Source organism: Nitrospira sp. Kam-Ns4a, from assembly GCF_965152595.1.
Genome location: NZ_OZ224218.1, coordinates 1,940,633 through 1,959,137, shown reverse-complemented (window position 1 = coordinate 1,959,137; position 18,505 = coordinate 1,940,633). Strand labels below are relative to the sequence as shown.

General features: G+C 63.9%; 15 protein-coding genes. 9 read left to right on the top strand and 6 right to left on the bottom strand.

What is annotated here, in order from left to right; genetic code table 11:
- Nucleotides 1-99: 99 nt before the first annotated feature.
- Nucleotides 100-327 carry a hypothetical protein gene (locus ACWHYQ_RS09755; RefSeq protein ID WP_447975494.1) on the bottom strand — a complete coding sequence of 76 codons (228 nt, stop codon included), beginning with the start codon at nt 325-327 and terminating at the stop codon, nt 100-102.
- 95 nt (nt 328-422) lie between these two features.
- Nucleotides 423-563: a hypothetical protein gene (locus tag ACWHYQ_RS09750; RefSeq protein WP_447975493.1), complete on the bottom strand. Its 141-nt coding sequence runs from the start codon at nt 561-563 to the stop codon at nt 423-425.
- 329 nt (nt 564-892) lie between these two features.
- Here ACWHYQ_RS09750 and ACWHYQ_RS09745 point away from each other — a divergent pair, with 329 nt between their 5' ends.
- Genes ACWHYQ_RS09745 through ACWHYQ_RS09735 form a run of 3 tightly spaced genes read left to right on the top strand, consistent with a single transcriptional unit; the run spans nt 893 to nt 3,828 of the window.
- Nucleotides 893-1,033 (top strand): hypothetical protein, encoded by a 141-nt coding sequence (locus ACWHYQ_RS09745; RefSeq protein ID WP_447975492.1) that lies wholly within the window; start codon nt 893-895, stop codon nt 1,031-1,033.
- 3 nt (nt 1,034-1,036) lie between these two features.
- Nucleotides 1,037-2,491, top strand: a complete 1,455-nt coding sequence (locus ACWHYQ_RS09740) for a TldD/PmbA family protein (RefSeq protein WP_447975491.1) — start codon at nt 1,037-1,039, stop codon at nt 2,489-2,491.
- Entirely contained in the window at nt 2,488-3,828 is a 1,341-nt protein-coding gene (locus ACWHYQ_RS09735) for a TldD/PmbA family protein (protein ID WP_447975490.1), read from the top strand. The genes ACWHYQ_RS09740 and ACWHYQ_RS09735 overlap by 4 nt, the downstream gene beginning before the upstream one ends.
- On the opposite strand, the gene ACWHYQ_RS09730 is transcribed toward ACWHYQ_RS09735, so the two are convergent.
- Nucleotides 3,801-4,367, bottom strand: a complete 567-nt coding sequence (locus ACWHYQ_RS09730; protein ID WP_447975489.1) for a sirohydrochlorin chelatase — start codon at nt 4,365-4,367, stop codon at nt 3,801-3,803. The two genes, ACWHYQ_RS09735 and ACWHYQ_RS09730, sit on opposite strands and share 28 nt — an antisense overlap.
- A gap of 203 nt (nt 4,368-4,570) precedes the next feature.
- Here ACWHYQ_RS09730 and ACWHYQ_RS09725 point away from each other — a divergent pair, with 203 nt between their 5' ends.
- The 3 genes from ACWHYQ_RS09725 to ACWHYQ_RS09715 are packed head-to-tail and all read left to right on the top strand — an operon-like array spanning nt 4,571 to nt 8,777.
- Nucleotides 4,571-6,871, top strand: coding sequence for a site-specific DNA-methyltransferase (locus ACWHYQ_RS09725; RefSeq protein WP_447975488.1), 2,301 nt, complete (start codon nt 4,571-4,573; stop codon nt 6,869-6,871).
- Nucleotides 6,835-7,320 carry a hypothetical protein gene (locus ACWHYQ_RS09720; RefSeq protein ID WP_447975487.1) on the top strand — a complete coding sequence of 162 codons (486 nt, stop codon included), beginning with the start codon at nt 6,835-6,837 and terminating at the stop codon, nt 7,318-7,320. Before ACWHYQ_RS09725 ends, ACWHYQ_RS09720 begins: the two co-directional genes overlap by 37 nt.
- On the top strand, nt 7,317-8,777 hold the full coding sequence (locus ACWHYQ_RS09715) for an ATP-dependent nuclease (RefSeq protein ID WP_447975486.1): 1,461 nt from the start codon (nt 7,317-7,319) through the stop codon (nt 8,775-8,777). The genes ACWHYQ_RS09720 and ACWHYQ_RS09715 overlap by 4 nt, the downstream gene beginning before the upstream one ends.
- Here the strand turns inward: ACWHYQ_RS09715 and ACWHYQ_RS09710 are convergent.
- Nucleotides 8,767-10,068, bottom strand: a complete 1,302-nt coding sequence (locus ACWHYQ_RS09710; RefSeq protein WP_447972544.1) for an IS1380 family transposase — start codon at nt 10,066-10,068, stop codon at nt 8,767-8,769. The genes ACWHYQ_RS09715 and ACWHYQ_RS09710 overlap by 11 nt on opposite strands.
- A gap of 170 nt (nt 10,069-10,238) precedes the next feature.
- On the opposite strand from ACWHYQ_RS09710, the gene ACWHYQ_RS09705 reads away from it, so the two are divergent.
- Entirely contained in the window at nt 10,239-10,424 is a 186-nt protein-coding gene (locus tag ACWHYQ_RS09705) for a hypothetical protein (protein WP_447975485.1), read from the top strand.
- Nucleotides 10,421-13,546 (top strand): BPTD_3080 family restriction endonuclease, encoded by a 3,126-nt coding sequence (locus ACWHYQ_RS09700; protein ID WP_447975484.1) that lies wholly within the window; start codon nt 10,421-10,423, stop codon nt 13,544-13,546. Before ACWHYQ_RS09705 ends, ACWHYQ_RS09700 begins: the two co-directional genes overlap by 4 nt.
- A 5-nt stretch (nt 13,547-13,551) precedes the next feature.
- Here ACWHYQ_RS09700 and xth read toward each other — a convergent pair whose 3' ends face one another.
- Entirely contained in the window at nt 13,552-14,364 is an 813-nt protein-coding gene (xth, locus tag ACWHYQ_RS09695) for an exodeoxyribonuclease III (RefSeq protein ID WP_447975483.1), read from the bottom strand.
- A complete protein-coding gene (locus ACWHYQ_RS09690; RefSeq protein WP_447975482.1) occupies nt 14,361-15,083 on the bottom strand; it encodes an SDR family NAD(P)-dependent oxidoreductase in 723 nt (240 codons plus the stop codon). Before ACWHYQ_RS09690 ends, xth begins: the two co-directional genes overlap by 4 nt.
- Nucleotides 15,084-15,229: 146 nt before the next feature.
- On the opposite strand from ACWHYQ_RS09690, the gene ACWHYQ_RS09685 reads away from it, so the two are divergent.
- Nucleotides 15,230-18,496 carry a hypothetical protein gene (locus tag ACWHYQ_RS09685; protein WP_447975481.1) on the top strand — a complete coding sequence of 1,089 codons (3,267 nt, stop codon included), beginning with the start codon at nt 15,230-15,232 and terminating at the stop codon, nt 18,494-18,496.
- Nucleotides 18,497-18,505: the final 9 nt, after the last annotated feature.

The window sequence follows — 18,505 nt, the reverse complement described above, 5'->3', positions numbered from 1 at the left end:
CGGGCCCCCACCGGCTGCCCTCGTCGCCCGCACCTGGACAGTCTGGCACCGAGGCGGCTAGGAGGAGGCCCGTCTCCCTCGACACGCCGCGGACGGGGGTCAGGCTGCAGTGTCGTCCTCGTCTGTCGCGACACGCGGGGGCTCAGCCTGCTCCCGGTCCTGGCTGGGCTTGTCCTGCGACACCGTGTTCGCATAGGCCAGCGCTTGCCGCGTGATAGCGAGCCCGCAGAGGTCGCAAATGGAGAACGCGCCCGTCGGGTGCAGGACGCCGCGATCACAGCAGGGACACCGGGGCCGGTGCTTCTTCCGCTCCTGCTCAATCTTCATGTCTTCGGACCCTCGATTGCCGGGAGGGACGGGCAGGGGCCTAGGAGGAAGAGCCCCCGCCCTTCGGACGGGTGGCACAGGCCCGTCCGTCCCGGCTACGCCGCTTTCTTGACCGCGCGCTCCTCCGTCCGCGCTTCAGGGACCTCGGTCGTCTCGCGCTCCATCCGGGCTGACGCGACGGCCAGCCCCAGCATGCCGAACAGCGCCACCGCCGCCATCAAGATTCCCCACGCCATGGCCCTCTCCTCCTGTTATTGGTGGTGGTTCTCCCCCCGACATCCAGACTCCCGCTGCTTGCTCCTCACTCACCGCCCGCCAGAGAGAAGCAAGGGCGATACCAGACGGCGGACCAGACCGCGCCGACGAAGCCCGAGACGCATAAGCACTCGATTTCCTGGAAGCTCGCGGAGATCAACCGAAGCGGGCGCCAGCGACGGAGGCGGGCAGGGGCTCGGCCGGGACTGTCAGAAAAGGATAGCCGCCTTATCCTGAAGGGCTAACTCGCAGGCTTGACAGGCTTTCGGGCATTGTTCTATGCCTCAAGCCTGATCGCGGAGGTGCGCCTATGATCTGCGAGCGCTGCGGCGAGATCGGTGAGACCTTCATGACGGAGCAGCACGGCGAGCTGTGCGAGGCCTGCCAGCGGGCAGTCGAGGCGGAGCGGCCACGGGGCCCACGCAGGCCGCGGGCGGAAGAGCAGAGTTGACGGTTGAGGAGCCCTGACTGGAACGAGCTGGCCGAGCTGGCGCTGGCGCGCCTCCGCGCGGCCGGCGTCGAATACGGCGACATTCGGTTTGTCGCCAGCATCACGCAGACGATCCGGGGTGAGGACCGGCGGATCGCCGCCACCCGCGACAGCCGCGACAGCGGCTTCGGCGTGCGCGTGCTCTCTCAGGGTGCCTGGGGCTTTGCGGCCAGCGCGATCCTCTCACCTGAGGAGGTCCCGCGCGTTGCGGACCTCGCCGTCGAGATCGCGAAGGGCTCGGCGACCCTCGCACGCCAGCCGGTCCGGCTCGCCCCCGAGCCGGTCCACCAGGCGACCGTGGTGACGCCGCGGCGGATTGACCCGTTCACGGTCCCACTGGAGGACAAGGCGCAGCTCCTGCTCGACCTGATGGAATATGTCCACCGGCAACCGGGGATCGCGCGCAGCCGCGCGACCCTGTGGGCCCGCCGCGACCTCAAGCTCTTCGCCTCCACCGAGGGCTCGTGGATTGACTTCGACCTCCTGGCGGTCCACGGGGAATTCGAGGCGACCGCGGTGCACAACGGCCGGTTCGCCTCCCGCAGCTTCGCCGTACCCCCGTTGCGCCAGGGGTACGAGTTGATCGCCGACGCGAACTTTCTGGCGGAGGCGCCGCGCGTCGCCGCGCAGGCGGTCGAGAAGGTCACGGCGCCGCCGGTGGCGCCGGGCCGCTACGACCTCGTGCTCGACCCGGAGCACCTCTGCCTGACAATCCACGAGACCTGCGGCCACGCGAGCGAGCTGGACCGCGCGCTGGGCTACGAGGCCAACTACGCCGGGACCAGCTTCCTGACGCCCGAGAAGCTGGGGCGTTTCCGCTATGGCTCGCCGCACGTGACCTTGGTCGCCGACAACACCGAGCCAGAGACGCTGGCCGCCACGGGCTACGACGACGACGGCGTCGCCTGCCAGCGCTGGGACATCGTCCGCGAGGGCCTCTTCGTCGGTTACTGCACGAACCGCGAGGTCGCGCCGCAGATCGGCGAGCCGCGCTCCCGCGGCTGCTGCCGGGCCGACGGGTGGGCGAGCGTCCCGATCGTCCGCATCGCCAACATTGGCCTCGAGCCTGGCCGGGGCTCGCTGGAGGATCTCTTCGCCGACGTCAAGCGCGGCATCTACATCGAGGGCCAGGGCTCCTTCAGCATTGACCAGCGGCGGGAAAACTTCCAGTTCGGCGGGGACGCCTGCTGGCTGATCGAGCACGGCAAGCGCACCCACATGATCCGCGACGTGATCTACCACGGAATCACGCCGGAGTTCTGGGCGAGCTGCGACGGGGTGGCCGGACCGGAGTGGCGGCGGCGCTACGGGCTGTTGACCTGCGGCAAGGGCCAACCGGGGCAGTCCGGCTGGATGACCCACGCCGCTGCGCCGGCGCGGTTCCGGAACGTAGCGGTGATCCGGGGAGAGGCCGGATGAACGTCGAGCGCCCGGATCCCGCCGTCAAGCTGACGAGCCGCGAGGAGTTCCGCTTCCTCGCCGACCTGATCCTGAAACACTCGTCCGGGGACCACACGCTCGTCGCGCTCCACGACCAGCACGGGGGCGCGACCCGGTTCGCCAACAACCAGGTCGTGCAGAACGTGAACCAGCGCCGCGTCACGCTCGCCGTCACAGTCGCCTTCGGGCAGCGGCACGGGACCGCGAGCACGAGCGACCTCACGGTGGGCGGCGTGCAGGACGCGCTCAAGCGCGCCGAGGCCGTCGCGCGGGTCTCCCCGCCGGACCCCGAGTACCTCCCGCCGGTCGAGCCGCAGACGTACCCCTCCCCCCCGACCTGGCGTCCGGAGACGGCGGCGGGCGGGCCGGCCCGCCGCCTCGCAGACGCAAGGACGGCGATCGAACTGTGCCAGGAGCGCGCCCTCGCGGCGGCCGGCCTCGTCGCCTCCTCGGTCTCCGTCGTCGCCCTGGCGGCCAACACGGGCCTCTTCGCCTACGAGCCGCGGACCGAGGCGCGCTTCAGCGTGACCGCGGCCCGAAACGGCGCGACCGGCTGGGCCGCGACGGCGCACCGGTCCTTCGATCGGCTGGACGTGGCAGGCCGGACGCGGACGGCGATCGAGAAAGCGATCCGCTCCGAGGCACCGAAGGATCTGCCGGCCGGCCGTTACACGGTCATTCTGGAGCCGGCCGCCGTCGTCGGCCTGTGGAGCTGGCTCCTCTGGCAGCTCGACGCCAAGGCCTACGACCGGCGGACGAGCCCCTTCGCTGACAGGCTCGGCCAGCCGGTCGTGGACCGCCGGCTCACGCTCCGCAACGAGCCGGAGCATCCGGACCTGCTCGGGGCTGGCTTCACGGGCGACGGCCTCCCCAGTCTGCCCTCGACCTGGATCGAGTCGGGCGTGCTGAAGCAGCTCCTCTACGATCGCTTCACCGCGCGCCAGCACGGCGTCGCCCCGATTCCGACGCTGGACGCGCCGGTCCTGTCCGGCGACGCCGCCGCGGCCGGTGTCGAGGACCTGATCGGGACGACCGAGCGCGGCATCCTCGTCACGAACTTCTGGTACATCCGGATGGTCAATCCGACGGACCTCACCCTGACCGGGATGACGCGGGACGGAACCTTCTTGATCGAGGATGGCCGCCTGGCCGCGCCGGTCCGCAACTTCCGCTTCCACGAGAGCCCCCTTCGGGCGTTCGCGCAGGTCGAGGCCTGCACGGGTCCCATCGAGGCCCAGACGGTCGAGAGCGTGAAAATGCTCGTGCCGGCCGTGAAGGTGCGGGAGTTCTATTTCTCCAGCGTGACGCGGTTCTGAGCGGCGGGCCAGCCGGAACGCTCGAACCGGGCGACCTGTTGCGCCAGCAGGCGCGCGACGTCGGCGAGATCGAAGGGCCAGGCGTAGCGGATCACCACGCCCGGATACCTGGCTTGGAGCTGCGCCAGCATGGCGGGGATCTCTTCCTGTGCGTGGCTGCCGCCGGGGGTCAACATTGAGGGCACGACCGTGATCTCGGTCGCGCCGGCCGCGATCAGGCCCTCGACGGCCTCCTCCACGCAGGGCGCGCAGAACTCGTTGTAGGCCAGCGCGAAGCGCGCGCCGTCGAGGAGCGGCGCGAGCGCGGCGGCCAGCGCTTCCAGGCCCGCCTGATAGGGATCGGTCTCCGGCGTCCGCGGCCAGGTCCGGATCGCCCGCTCCAGCTCGACCTCCTCGGGTGAGGGCCCGCGCCCCGAACCGCGCCGCTGCGCCTCCAGCGCCTTGAGCCGGGTCAGCCGCTCCCGCGGAAAGTCCTTGGGCACGCCCCCGTGCCCGACGAGCACGACGCCACGGCGTCTGGAAGATGCGTGATTCGTCATGCGTGACTCACGAGCAAAGAGGTGGCTGGGCCGAGTATAGCAAACGGAGCCCGCCCTGCAAGCCGCAGAATCAACCCGCCAGTCCGTCAACAAACCGAAACCCCGTTGATTTCTTTTGCAAATCGGCGTAGGAGTCTCAGGACCTCCATTGGAGGGCTTGTCGCTTCATGGCCGGGAAAGGAACGCATCGCAGGGGAGCGCGGATGCCGAACCGGAAGGGAACAACCCAGCCAAACCAGACGGCGACGTATCGGCATCCTAAGGCGCAAAGCCTCATGCGGCCGGAGGTGGGCACGCAGGCGCAGTTCAAAAAGAAGAAGCCGCCCCAGACCTACCGCTATGACTCTTCCCTCTCGCCTGCCCTGGAGTGGGACGGGCAAAACCCGGCGCGGGAGCAGGGCGAGGCGCTGATCCAGCAGATGCTCGACGCCAAGACGCTGGAAGAAGCCAAGGCGGCCGCGGCGAAGTTGAAGGCGCTGTCGAAACCGTTCCTCAACTGGGCGGGGAAGGCCGAGCGGCTGTCGTTCGAGGTCCCCACTTTGCCGCTCTTCATTCACGAGCGGCTCTCCACCAAGGCCATCGTCGAGACGCTGGCCGGACACAAGCGCGACCAGCAGCAGACGATGTTCGACCTGTTCGGCGACCCGCAGCACTCGATCACCGACCAGGTGTTGAACGCCTACGAATATCAGGACAACTGGACCAACCGGCTGATCCTGGGCGATTCGCTGGTCGTGATGAACTCCTTGCTGCACTACGAAGGGCTCGGCGGGCAGGTGCAGATGATCTACATGGACCCGCCCTACGGGGTGAAGTTCGGCAGCAACTTCCAGCCCTTCGTCCGCAAGCGCGACGTGACGCACAACGACGACGAGGACATGACCCGCGAGCCGGAGATGGTCCAGGCCTACCGGGACACGTGGGAACTCGGCCTGCACTCGTACCTGACGTATCTCCGGGACCGGCTGCTGCTCTGTCGCGAACTGCTGGCCCCCAGCGGCAGCATCTTCGTCCAGATCAGCGACGAGAACCTGCACCACGTGCGCGAGGTGATGGATGAGGTGTTCGGGGCAGAGTGTTTCATCATAACGGTCGCGGTAAAGAAGAAGGGTAGTCAAAAAAGCTCCCTCATGGACCCGGTTAACGACTATTTGCTCTGGTACGGAAAGAGTCCGAGAGTAGAAGGTCGGACAAAATTCCGACCGTACTTTGTGAAGCGCGAACTGGACGCTGAAACAATCTCCGAATTCAAAATGGTCGAATTGCCGGACGGCCGTGAGTTCCCGATTGCGGAGATGCCAGACCCACAAGGTGAATTTCGCGACTATCGCCTGTTCCCAAAGCAAATATTCTCCAATTACCCTGGCGCACGTCTCTTCGCCTCCAACCCGCTCACGAGCGGAGGCGAACGAAAGAACCAGAGTCTTCCGTTTAAGTTCAAGGGAAAGGAATACTCGCCACCAAAGGGGAGCTGTTTTAAGACGACGGTTCGCACGGATGACGGTTCAGTTCCTGGTATGACACGACTCGCTGAGTCGAATCGGCTTTTGGCTGGCGAAGGTCAGCTTCGCTTCAAGCGTTACCTCGACGACTTTGGTTATGTTCCCTTGTCGAATTGGTGGGACAGTTTGGGTGGAGCTTCCGACCCTATTTACGTAGTCCAGACAAACCCCCAAATTGTCCAGCGCTGCCTTCTCATGACCACCGACCCCGGCGATCTGGTGCTCGATCCGACCTGCGGCAGCGGGACGACCGCCTATGTCGCCGAGCAGTGGGGCCGGCGCTGGATCACAATCGACACGAGCCGGGTCCCGCTCGCCCTCGCGCGTCAGCGCCTCCTCACCGCCACCTTCCCCTGGTACGAGCTGAAGGACGACTCCCGCGGGCCGGCCGGTGGATTCGTCTATAAGCGCAAGCAGAACAAGAAGGGCGAAGAGGTCGGCGGGATCGTCCCGCACATTACGCTCAAGTCCATCGCCAACAACGAGCCGCCGCAGGAAGAGGTGCTCGTGGATCGGCCGGAAGTCGTGAACGGCATCACCCGCGTGAGCGGGCCCTTCTGCGTCGAGGCGACGATCCCGACGCCGGTGGATTGGGAAGGCAACGGCGTCGAGGACTCCGGCGCCAGTGTCGTGGCTGAATCCTACGGCTCCTTCGTGGACCGCATGCTGGAGGTCCTCCGCAAGAGCCCGGTGCTGCGACTGGAAGGCAACAAGACCGTCACGCTGAAAAACATCCGGCCTCCGGCGAAGACCTTGTCTTTGTCGGCGGAAGCCCTGGTGACGAACGGCGGCGACAAACCGGTCGCCTTTGTCTTTGGTCCCGAGAACGGCGCCGTGAGCACCAAGCTCGTGGAAAGCGCGGCCCGCGAAGCCTACGGCAAGAGCTACACGCATCTCTATGTGATCGGGTTTGCGATCGAGGCCAAGGCGCGGGAGACATCGCGCATTGTGAGAAGGTCTTCGGCGTGCCCGCGACCTATGTCCAGGCCACGCCGGACTTGATGATGGGCGACCTGCTCAAGAACCTACGGTCGAGCCAGATTTTCAGCGTGTGCGGGCTGCCGGAAGTCGAGGTGAAACGGCTCAAGGAGAAAGGCAAGAGCGGCGCACCGCTCTATCAGGTGCAGTTGCTGGGACTGGATGTGTTCGATCCGGTGACGATGGAGGTCGCCCATCGCCGGGGGGACGACGTGCCGGCCTGGTTTCTGGACACCGACTACAACGACCTGTGCTTCCACGTGTGCCAGGCCTTCTTCCCCCGCACCAGCGCCTGGGAGAATCTCAAGAAGGCGCTGAAGGCGGAGTACGAGGAGAGCGTGTGGGACCATCTCCCCGGCACCGTGAGCGCACCGTTCGCCCCCGGTGAGCACAGGCAGATTGCCGTCAAAGTGATTGACGACCGGGGGAACGAATTGCTGGTGGTAAAAAACCTCTCCGAGGCCGGACGATGATCGAGCGAGTGACCATCCGGCGGTTCAAGCGATTTAGGGACGTCACGTTCCATCTCCCCGGCCATGTCGTGCTCGCTGGTCCTAATAACTGCGGAAAGACCACTGTGCTCCAAGCCATCGCCGCCTGGAACTTGGCGATCAACCGCTGGAAGCAACTCAACGACTACCAGCGTCACAGAGGCGCTTATGCCAAGGCACCTATTGCTCGCCAGGCGTTCTCTGCCGTTCCACTGCGAGCCTTCGACCTGCTGTGGAACAACAGGTCGTATTCGGGCTCGATCGAAATTGAAATCCGACACGCAAAGGGTTGGACGGTCACGATGGAGCTGATCGCGGACAGCACCGAGCAGATGTATGTGCGCCCGAAGCCGGATGCCGATCCCGCCACTGTCCGTCGAGCTGAGCTTCGAACCGTGTTCGTTCCGCCAATGACCGGACTGAGCACGGCTGAACCAGTCTATCAACGCCCGAAAGTCGACCAATTGCTCGGACTGGGAAAACCTGGTGACGTGATCCGGAATCTGTTGGTCGAGGCCCATCAGTCCTCTGCTTGGACCGCGTTGTCGGATTCCATCAAGCGGCTGTTTGATTACGACATTCTTCCCCCCGAAGCCACAGGTCCTGACATCATTGCCGAATATAGGTCCCGTCCTTCTGGACCTCGCCTCGATATCGCCAGTGCCGGCAGCGGCTTTCAGCAGGTCCTCATGCTCCTGACATTCCTCCATGCGCGGCCAGGCTCGACCTTGCTGCTGGATGAACCCGACGCACATCTTCATGTCATCTTGCAGGATGCGATCTATGGGGAACTGCGGTCGGTTGCCGCCAAGACCGGCTCACAATTGATCATCTCGACCCATTCCGAGGTCATCATCAACTCCGTGGAGCCTCGGGAACTCTGCATGCTGCTTGACAGTCCCAAGCTGTTGGAATCCGTGGTTGACCGCGACCGGCTCGCCAATTCTCTCGGGATCCTCAGCCATACCGATATTATGTTGGCCAAGGAAGCACCTGGAATTCTCTATGTCGAAGGTTATACGGACATCAATCTACTCATCGAATGGGCAAAGCTCCTAAGGCATCCGGCTTATCAAACTCTGACCACGCGACTGTTCTGGAGACCATGTGTCTGGGAGCCCAGGCCGGGTGCCGCCGGTATCAAGGCTCAACATCATTACGAAGCCCTCCGTTTGGTGCGCGATGATTTGCCGGGCCTCATTCTCTTAGACGGCGATGATGACCCGAGGGTACCTGAGACTCCGATCACCGGAACCGGTCTGCAGCGGGTTCGCTGGAAGCGGTATGAAATTGAAAGCTACTTAATCCATCCAAAGACCCTAGAACGCTTTATTGAGCGACAGGTAGGACCTGGAGCCATGTCCGAACAGGCGCGCAGGGATATGCTGGCCTATATAGAACCTGAATCCGGCGTGAAAAGCGCGGGCGTCACAGCCTAAGTCGCTGGATCTGATGCAGGGCGTACTTCCACGCGGCCTCTCGATAGCCGCTGGCCGGTAAGGTCAGGGTGGGACGATTGCGAGCGCGCCGCAACTGGGCGGGCATGGAGAGGATCCGCTGACGCAAGGTCTGAAGGGTGGCGTTCTGGAATTCCAGAGGCAAGCAGAGTCGCTTGAACCAGTTGACGAGGTTGTAGGCTAGCAGAAGAAGATGGAAGTAGGTCTCGTTGGCAAAGAAGTGACGGGTGGGAATGCTGCCCAACGCGTAATCTCCCTTGAGCTGTTTGATGAGCAACTCGACTCCGGCGCGATCGTTGTAGAACCGCCAGAGGTTGAGGGGTCGCAACGGGAGATTCGTGACGAGGACCTGGTAGTGGTACTTGCCGAGCTTGAAGAGTGTCAGCTGGGCGGTGGGCTCTTCGGCCTGCGGGCGACGGATCACGACGAACCGACAGGGATGGGGCCAGCGGGTAGGCTGGTAGCGGAACTCGGCCACCTCGATGCCTCGACTGGGACTGACGTACCGCAGACCCGACAGTTTGCGCTTGATCGGGGCGGTCAGGCGAGCCACGATCACAAATCGGGCCCTGTGTTCTTCCAGCCACTCGATCAGCTTGTGGTCGTAAAACCCTTTGTCCGCGCGGACAATCGTCAACCGGACCCCGGCCGGGATCTTCGCGAAGCACGCCGCGAGGAGGTCGAGCGTCCCGCTGGCGGTATGCGCATCCCCTGGCCGCAACTCGCCGTGCCAGAAATCTTTGGTCTGTCCCTCGAAGCAGAGCAAGGGGTGATACGACGGCCGGCCCCGCTTGACCGGGTTGTAGCCGATCCGAGCTTGCTCCTGACGGCCATAGACCACCAGCACGGTGGAGTCCACGTCCAAGATCAGCCGGGTCGGGGGCCGCGGCCGAACGGTCATCCGGCGCAGAAAGCTGTCGTGCAGGGCGCGCACCTTCGGGAGCGCCGTCGGGGCCACCCGCAGCAGGAAGCGGCGGAGCGTGGTCGCCTCTGGATAGCTCGGCAGGCCGGTGAGAGACTGGAATACGCCATTCTGCCGCAGCAACTGCGTGGTTTCGATCCGTTCGAGCCCGAGGATCATGGGGTACAGCAGGGCGAGCAGCATCTCGCCCATGCTGTACCGGTTGTTCCGCTGGACCACTCGGACATGTCGGGCGATCGCGTCCTTGAAGCCAATCCGGGACAAGAAGCGATGCAGCAGGTAGACGCCGCCGTAATGCGTCAGCGACGCGGCACCGAACCTGATCGTGAGCTTCCGGGGCCCCCGCGGCATTTGAGCCAAAGCTAACACAATGATAGCTTTCGCTCAACTCCCCCGAAGGGGCGCCAGCGGCCCGAGAATGCGCGTCAGCAGAGGATCTTGTCATTACCTGGCGCCGGATTCAGGTAGAAAAAACCTTTACACGGGATTTTCTTGAAAACCCGCTCGCCACACACCCCCTTGTGGACGCGTATTTGCAGCAGAGAAAAGCCCGCACCGATGTGATTCCCCCCATCTTAGACGCGGCCGGCTTGCACGGCTTCCCGTACACGCGCTTCAATGAAATTGCCGCCGCCATGCAGCCGGATGAAGTCCATCCCGAGGTCATTGAAAAACTCGACGCGATTCAACGGGCGTTTGGGCTATGAGCGCCTTCGAAGTTGCTGAGCCGATCCTCAATTCGCCCTACGACGAACCCCAAGAACATTGGCACATCGTGGAAGGGGAACCCCCGGAGCGTCGTCCGGGACGACGCCCCGCGATGTATTTCTATCGCGATCCGAAAGCCAAGCCGGAGACCGAGGCCGGGCGCGGGGTGGGCACCGCGGTCGAGCTGAAGCTCGTCAATCTCATCCGGAGCCGCCTGAAAGAATGGCTGCCGCTGGCGTTGCGCGGGGAAGGCGGCGTGACCAGGACCACGCACGAGCTGTTGACCTATTGGCGACGCGAAGGGCGCAAGGTTCCCCTGTTCTTCGCCCAGCTCGAAGCGGCGGAAACGATTATCTTCCTCACCGAGGCGCGGGCCGATTTCCGGCAAGGCCTCGCGGTGCCGCAGGAGGACGCGAGCGAGGATAAGCGAGCGCAGGGGTTCGCGGGATTCCCACGATACGCCTGCAAGATGGCGACCGGCACCGGGAAGACGACCGTCATGGGCATGCTGGCTGCTTGGAGCATCCTCAACAAAGTCAGTGACCGACGCGATGCGCGGTTTTCCGACGTGGTGCTGATCGTCTGCCCGAACGTCACGATTCGGAACCGCCTCCGGGAATTGGACCCCGAAGAAGGCGAGGCGAGCCTGTACCGGACTCGCGACCTGGTGCCTCCTCACTTCATGCCTCTGCTGTGTCAAGGACGGGTCCTGGTGACGAACTGGCATGTCTTCGAGCCCCAAACGGTTCAGGTCGGCGGCGTCGGTGCCAAGGTCACCAAGGCCGGAGTTCCGGTGCGAACGAGGGAGACCATTACGATCGGCCCGAAGACGACGACCGCGCGGGGAAGCCGGTATGTCACCCTCGAAGACTTGGAGAACCAGGTGAAAGCCGGCTTGCTGACGGTGCTCGATGCGCAGCGGGATAAGGACGGAAACCTGCAGAAGGTGTTCGTGGAATCCTTCCGCTATGTCGAGAGCGACACGTCCGTCGTGAACCGGATTCTGGGCCGGGAGGTCGGCGGGAAACAGAACATTCTGGTCATGAACGATGAGGCCCATCACGCCTACCGAATCAGGCGAGAAGAGCCCGAGGGAGACGAGGAAGACCTCTTCGGCGAAGAGGAAGAAGCCGAGGAGTTCTTCAAAGAGGCCACGGTCTGGATCGACGGCCTGGATCGTATCCAGAAACTTCGCGGTATCAACTTCTGCATCGATTTGTCCGCGACGCCGTATTTTCTTGGACGCGTCGGCCAGGCCACGAACCGGCCGTTCCCGTGGGTCGTGAGCGATTTCGGGTTGATTGACGCGGTCGAGTCGGGCCTCGTCAAAATTCCCCAGCTTGCGGTACGCGACACTACGGGAAAAGAGATCCCCGGATACTTCAACATCTGGCACTGGATTCTTCCGCAACTGACTCCGGCTGAACGCGGGGGCAAACGGGCGAACCCCAAGCCCGAGGCGATTCTGAAGTATGCGCACCATCCCATCGCTATGCTGGGCGCCCTGTGGGAAAAAGAATGTGAAGAGTGGGCCAAACATCGTGAGCACTCACGGTCCCCGGTCTTTATCCTGGTGTGTAAGAACACACAGATCGCCAAAGTGATGTATGAATGGCTGGCCGAGGATCGACCGCCGATGGGCATCCCTCCCGTGAAGATCGAAGGCTTCAAGAACCGCAACGGCACCCTGAACACGATCCGCGTGGATTCCAGGGTTGTGCATGAAACGGATACTGGCGAAGCCAAGAGCGACGAAACACGCTGGATGCGGTTCACGCTGGATACAGTTGGCAAAACCGCGTGGCCTACCGATCGCTTAGGAAAGCCGATGTATCCGGAAGGCTTTGAGGAACTGGCCAAGAAGCTCAATCGCCCCCTTCACCCGCCGGGGCGCGATGTGCGGTGCATCGTGAGCGTCGGCATGCTGACGGAAGGGTGGGATTGCAATACGGTGACGCACATCATCGGCTTACGGCCGTTCATGTCCCAGTTGCTCTGCGAGCAGGTGGTGGGGCGGGCCCTCCGGCGAAGCAGCTATGCGCTCGGGGAGAATGGGAAATTCTCCGAGGAGGTGGCCAAAGTGTTCGGGGTGCCGTTCGAGGTGATTCCCTTCAAGGCCTCGCCTCAGGGGCACTCGCAACCTCGGGTTCGTCGCTATCACGTACATGCGCTACCGAGCAAGGCCCAATATGAAATCAAATTCCCTCGCGTGGAAGGGTACACGCAGGCGATTCGCAATCGCGTGACCGTGGATTGGTCGCAAGTCCCGTCGATGGTGCTGGAGCCCGGGCGGATTCCACCCGAAGTGGACATGAAGGGGCTGCATATCAACAACCAAGGGCGACTCTCGTTGAGTGGGCCGGGACGCCTCGATGAAGTGAAGTTAACCGAATTCCGGGCCAAGCATCGCGTCCAAGAGCTCATCTTCGATCTGGCTCGAACGCTCACGAAGGACTACATTGCTCAGCAGCACTGCAATGTGGCGGCTCATACTCTCTTTCCGCAGGTCGCGAAGATCGTTCAACAATACCTTGAAAAGAAAGTGGAAGCACAGCCGCCGGCGGACCTGAAAGATCTATTTCTCGCCCCTTACTACGGCTGGCTCACCGAGCGTCTGCTGGATGCGATCCGCCCCGACACCTCCCACGGTGAAGCCCCCGAAGTGCCTCGCTATGAATCCACCCGCGGACCCGGTTCGACCGCGGATGTCGACTTCTGGACAAGCCGCGAGGTGCGGGAAGTGGTCAAAAGTCACGTGAATTACGTTGTCGCCGATACGAAGCAATGGGAGCAGTCGGCAGCCTACTATCTGGATCGACACAAGGCGGTCCAGGCCTTTGTGAAGAACACCGGCTTGGGGTTCGCGATCCCCTATCTGCACAACGGGCAAATGCACGAGTACGTGCCCGACTTTCTGATTCGGCTCGAGTCCCCTCCTGCGAGATACGTGATCCTGGAAACCAAGGGGTTTGATCCGTTGGAGGATATCAAGCGGGCGGCGGCTGAACGGTGGGTGGCTGCCGTCAATGCCGACGGAGCCTACGGATGCTGGCACTATGTCGTTGCGAAGAAAATCTCGGATCTCCCTCAGTTGATTGAGACGGCGGCCGGGGCTCCTTAGCGGCTTCAACCTCGGCCGCGTGCTGACCGTTCGCGTCTCACATTCTTCAGCCGGAACTCCGCCCAGAGGAACGTGTGGTCCGAGGGGTTCGGCCCGCGGCGCGGCGCCACGTCCACGTCCGCCGCGACGCAGCGCGCGGCCAGCGGCGGCGTGGCCAGGATGTGATCGATCCGCCAGCCCTTGTTGGCCTCCAGCAAGCTGGGCTGCCGGTAGTCCCAGAAGGTGTACTGGAGCCGGTCGGGGTGGAGCTTGCGAAAGACGTCCACGAACCCCCAGGCGACCGTCTCCTTGTAGGCCTTGCGCACAGCCTCGTGGTAGCAGACGTGGGTCAGGTGCTTCTCCGGGCTATGCACGTCGATCGGCTCCGGCGCCACGTTGACGTCGCCGCACCAGATGGCCGGCTGGTCGGGCGAGAGGTGCTTGGCAAAATACCGGCGCAGGCGCTTGAACCAGTCGAGCTTGTAGGCGTACTTCGGCGAGTCAATCTGGTAGCCCTGCGGCACGTAGGTGTTGACGATCGGAATCCCGTCAATGACGACCCGGATCAGCCGCGCCTCGTCCGGCTCACCCCCGTCGTCGAAGCCGTAGAAGACCGCCTCCGGCGCCTTCCGGCTCAGCACCGCAACCCCGTTGTAGGCTTTCATGCCGCGGAAGGCCACGTGGTAGCCGGCGGCCTGAAAGTCCAGCAGGGGAAAGTCTTCGTCCTGAATCTTGGTCTCCTGGAGGCAGAGCACATCCGGCTGATGGCGCGCCAGCCAGTCCAGCACGACGGGAAGCCGGCGGCGGATGGAATTCACGTTGAACGTGGCGAGCTTCATGACCAGTCGGCCCCCAGCCGGTCGAGGACGACTCGCAGGACGATCGCGTTCGGCCCCAGACACGCGAGATAGACCGCCGTCTCGGCGACATCGTCGGGGCTGATCTTCCCGCTCCGCGCGATCTCCGCCGGCGACGCGTCCACCAGCTCGTCCGCCACCCCGCCCGGGCAGATCGCGCAGACCTTGATCCCGCAGTTCCGCCCCTCGTCGGCCAGGGCCTTGCTCAAGGCCAGGATGCCGTGCTTGGAGGCACTGTACACGCCGGTTCCCGCCCAGGCATCGATGCCCGCGACGCTGGACATGTTGAGGATCGTCCCGCCCCCCTGCGCGGCCATCTGGCGGAACCCGGCCCGGCAGCAGAAGAACGTGCCGCGGAGGTTCGTGGCCATTACCCGATCGAACTCCTCGGTGCTCGTGTCGGCGAGGCGGCCCCCGCCGCCGATCCCGGCGTTGTTGACCAGGATGTCCAGCCGGCCGAACCGGCGGACCGTCTCCGCGATCAGCCGCTCGACCTGCGCCTCGTCGCTCACGTCGGTCGGGAGGGCGACCGCCTCCCCACCCCGGGCCCGGATTTCGGCCGCGACCTGCTCGCAGAGCGCGGCCCGGCGCGCCGCGATCACGACCCGCGCCCCTTCCTCGGCGAAGCGCCGCGCGATCGCCTTGCCGATCCCGCTGCTACTCCCCGTCACGATCGCGATCTTGTTCGCCAGCCGCGGCATATTCCAGGCGAGTATAGCAGATCATCGAGCGGAAGACCCCCCCAACCCTGCACTCCGTCTAGCCTCCCGCACCTTGGCATGGTTGATTTCTTCCTCGATTTTTGTGAGCATTCCCCCGCTGGTCGCGTATGGACCGGAGGCCAGCCATGCCATCAGGGCGGGACGACTCCAGGCTGCCCATCGGCCAGATCGTGGCGATCGTGATCGCCAGCGTCGCGGGCGGCTTGTGGATCTACTGGGAGCCGTTGCAGACCTCGCGCCCCGCCGACAGCGGAACCGAGAGCCGGCGATCCCCCGTTCCGGAGCAGGTTCCGGCCCGCCTGTGGCAGGACCCCCTGGCCGCGGCCGAAGAGCACGAACGGGAGGACACGTCCCGCACCACATCACAGACCATTATCCTGGATAGCAAAGCGCGCTTGAGGCCACCGTCTCTCGAAGTAGGGCCAAAGGCATCCCACGCGGATCGTCACAGCCTGAAGACTCTGGCCAACCAAGTGTGGATGCAACGCCCCGCCGACTCGACCCTCGCCTTACTTGTCATGACAAACGGCAGCCTCACCCCCGACGCAGCAGAGACGCGACGACGGGACCGCTATGCGGTCATCGCGGCGCTGGGCACAAGCTGCTTTGTTCCCGCCGACAGAGAATTTATCCGCTATGTCAAGTGGAAAAGAGGGGCAGAGGAGCCGGAAACGCTGGTGCCGTTTGAGTGGTTCGATCTCAGAAAACTCCGTAGCTGTGTGAACGACGATAACCCGCCCTATTCCCGCGTGTTGGTGCTCTGGATTAACGAGAATCGCGTTGAGAAGGAGCCGATCCGTGCCCTCCGTAACCTCATCGCCCAATTAACGACGACCACCCCCGAGCCGACAGGAGGCCGCACGGATGAGCCATCCCTTCGCGACTCCCTGCCGCAACAATCAGTCGAGCCTCATAGACTCCTGCCGGTTGTCTTCAAGATCATCGGGCCGCGGAGTTCCGCCGTCCTGAGAGAGATGCTCCGCGAGGCGTGGCGGATGCCCGCCCCGTCTGAGCCGGACCGCCAGGGCGATCTTCCGTTGTTTTCCCCCTGGGCCACGGCCTCTCAGGAGATCTTCATGGTCTTCTTTGGCACTACAGACAGCCAAGCCCCCCGCTGGCTGCAACAGCAGCTTCGCCGTGCGGGAATCGAGCTGGAGCACCATGTCCTGTCGGACCTCGACCTATCCCGCTCGCTCGTGCGGGAGCTTGGGCGACGGGGTATAGATTGGAGCACGGTTGTGGACAACAATGCGGCAGGAGATTCCATCGCCCTGATCTCCGAGTGGGATACCTTCTACGCCAGAACGCTGTCCCTGGAGTTCACTGCAGCCGTCTGTGAGGTCCAGCGCAAGTGCCTGCGTAACGGCGAAGACGAGAAAGTCTACCTGACGGAACTCCTCAAGCGGTTCAAGTCTGAAACGAACCTCGACGACCTCAAGATCAAGCGCTACTACTATTTCGGCGGGCTGGACGGGTATCAGCCGGGCAAGGGACGGTCAAAGTCGGAGGCGAAAAAGCCGGAAGACCTGGCCAAGCTCCTGGACGGCGGCTCGGATCGTAAGGAGACTCTGGAGAGCCTGGAACGGCCGGAGGGAGACCCGCAACTCGACTATGTGAGCCGGTTGGCGGACAAGATCGCTCGCGACGACCGCGAGCGACGCCGGGCCTGTTGGTTCTGGGAGCGGTGGCCGCAAGGATGCGGGCTCAAGGCGGTCGGGATCTTCGGATCAGAAACCTACGACAAGCTCCTCCTTCTCCAGGCGCTGCGGAAGCGCCTGCCCGACACCATCTTCTTCACCACCGACCTGGACGCACGCCTGACCCATCCGCATGAATACCCATGGGCGCGCAACCTGATCATCGCCTCTCCCTACGGACTCTCGCTCGACGAAAAACTCCAGCGCGGGGCGCCGCCCTTCCGGGACACCTACCAGGCTTCCACCTACTTTGCTGTCCTGCGGGCAATCGAGCGTCTCGAACCGGCGCCCCACCCATGCCGGACCGGGGAATCCGCGCAAGGATCAGCCGGCTGCCTATACTCTTTGAAGGGGCTTCCTCCGACAATACGCTTTCTCGACCCGCAGACGCCTCGGATCTATGAAGTGGGCCGTAACGGCGCGGTCGATTTGACTGTTGACGCATCTGAGGGCCTGCCTGCCTATCGTGTCTTGGGGCTAATTCCTGTTGAGTGCGGGAGTCCGTGGTTCTACCTTCGCCCCGATCGCTGTCAGGCCCCCTCAGTTCGTGACATCCATCCACGGCGGGATGCCCCGCCCGATCTCTTGGACGCCGCTGAAGGCATCTTCAAGGTAGGACTCCTCGTCATCACCGCCATTGCATCGGCTTGGGCGCTGAGGCCGCAGGCCCAGGATGACCTACGTCGGATGAAGGGCCTGGTGAAAGTGGCGGCCGGGTCCGCTGTTGCGGCGATACTGATCGTTCCCCTGTTACTGGCCGATGGCCAAGGCGGAGAGCCCTTCACGCTGTCCGACGGGGTCAGCATCTGGCCGACCGAGGCGACCCGGGTTTTAACCGCCTTGCTCTGTGTGGTCCTTCTCTGCGGGGGACGCCGGTGGCTCCGGACCAATGCCGAGACGCTGTCCTGGCGGTTCGCTCTGAACAATCCGCAGCCCGCGGGCGGAGGCAGTTGGAGCAACGTCTGCGCTCGGTGGACAGAGTACAAGACTCACACCGGCTCCCTCGAATCGCATCGGCCCAGCGTTCCCGTCGTGGTCGCCGCCCTCTACGCTCTGGGCTTGAGCGTCGGGTGGATCTGGGGGTTTCCATTCGTGCCCTCCCGCGGCCAGATCAGCTTCTGGGTTGATAGGGTCCTCTATTTCTTCGTCGTGGTGCCGCTCTTCCTCGGGCTGACCGTCTTTGTCTTCGCCGTCAGCCGTCACTGCGTCGGGTTCATTCAAGCGGTGACGCTGGCTCCCCAGAACTGGTCAGCGCCTCTTTTGCCGGATGACCTGACCTCCTACCTGACCATCAAGTTGATTGCGGAACGAACCAGGGTCATCAAGTGGATCATGTATTTCCCACTCGTTGCGCTGGTCTGCTTCACCCTGGCCCGGAGCGCGTTCTTCGATAACTGGGGGCACCCGGCCCCCTTGATCGTCATGTGGCTCTTGCTCGTTTCGCTGGTCATCACGAGCGCGTACCGGCTCCGCCGTGCGGCGGAAGCGGCCCGCCGGATGTCCCTGGAGCAGTTGCGCCGCCTGCAGTTGCAGGAGGGGGGCCGCAATGAGCCGCGGGACAACACGATCCAGCGCGTGCTCGATGAGATCCAAGCGATGCGGGATGGCGCCTTCGGCTCCTTCACGGAGGGACCGGTCATCGGGACCGCGCTGCTGGCCCTGCTTGGCCTGTTGCAGGAGATCCTCATCAGGTAGGAACCCGCC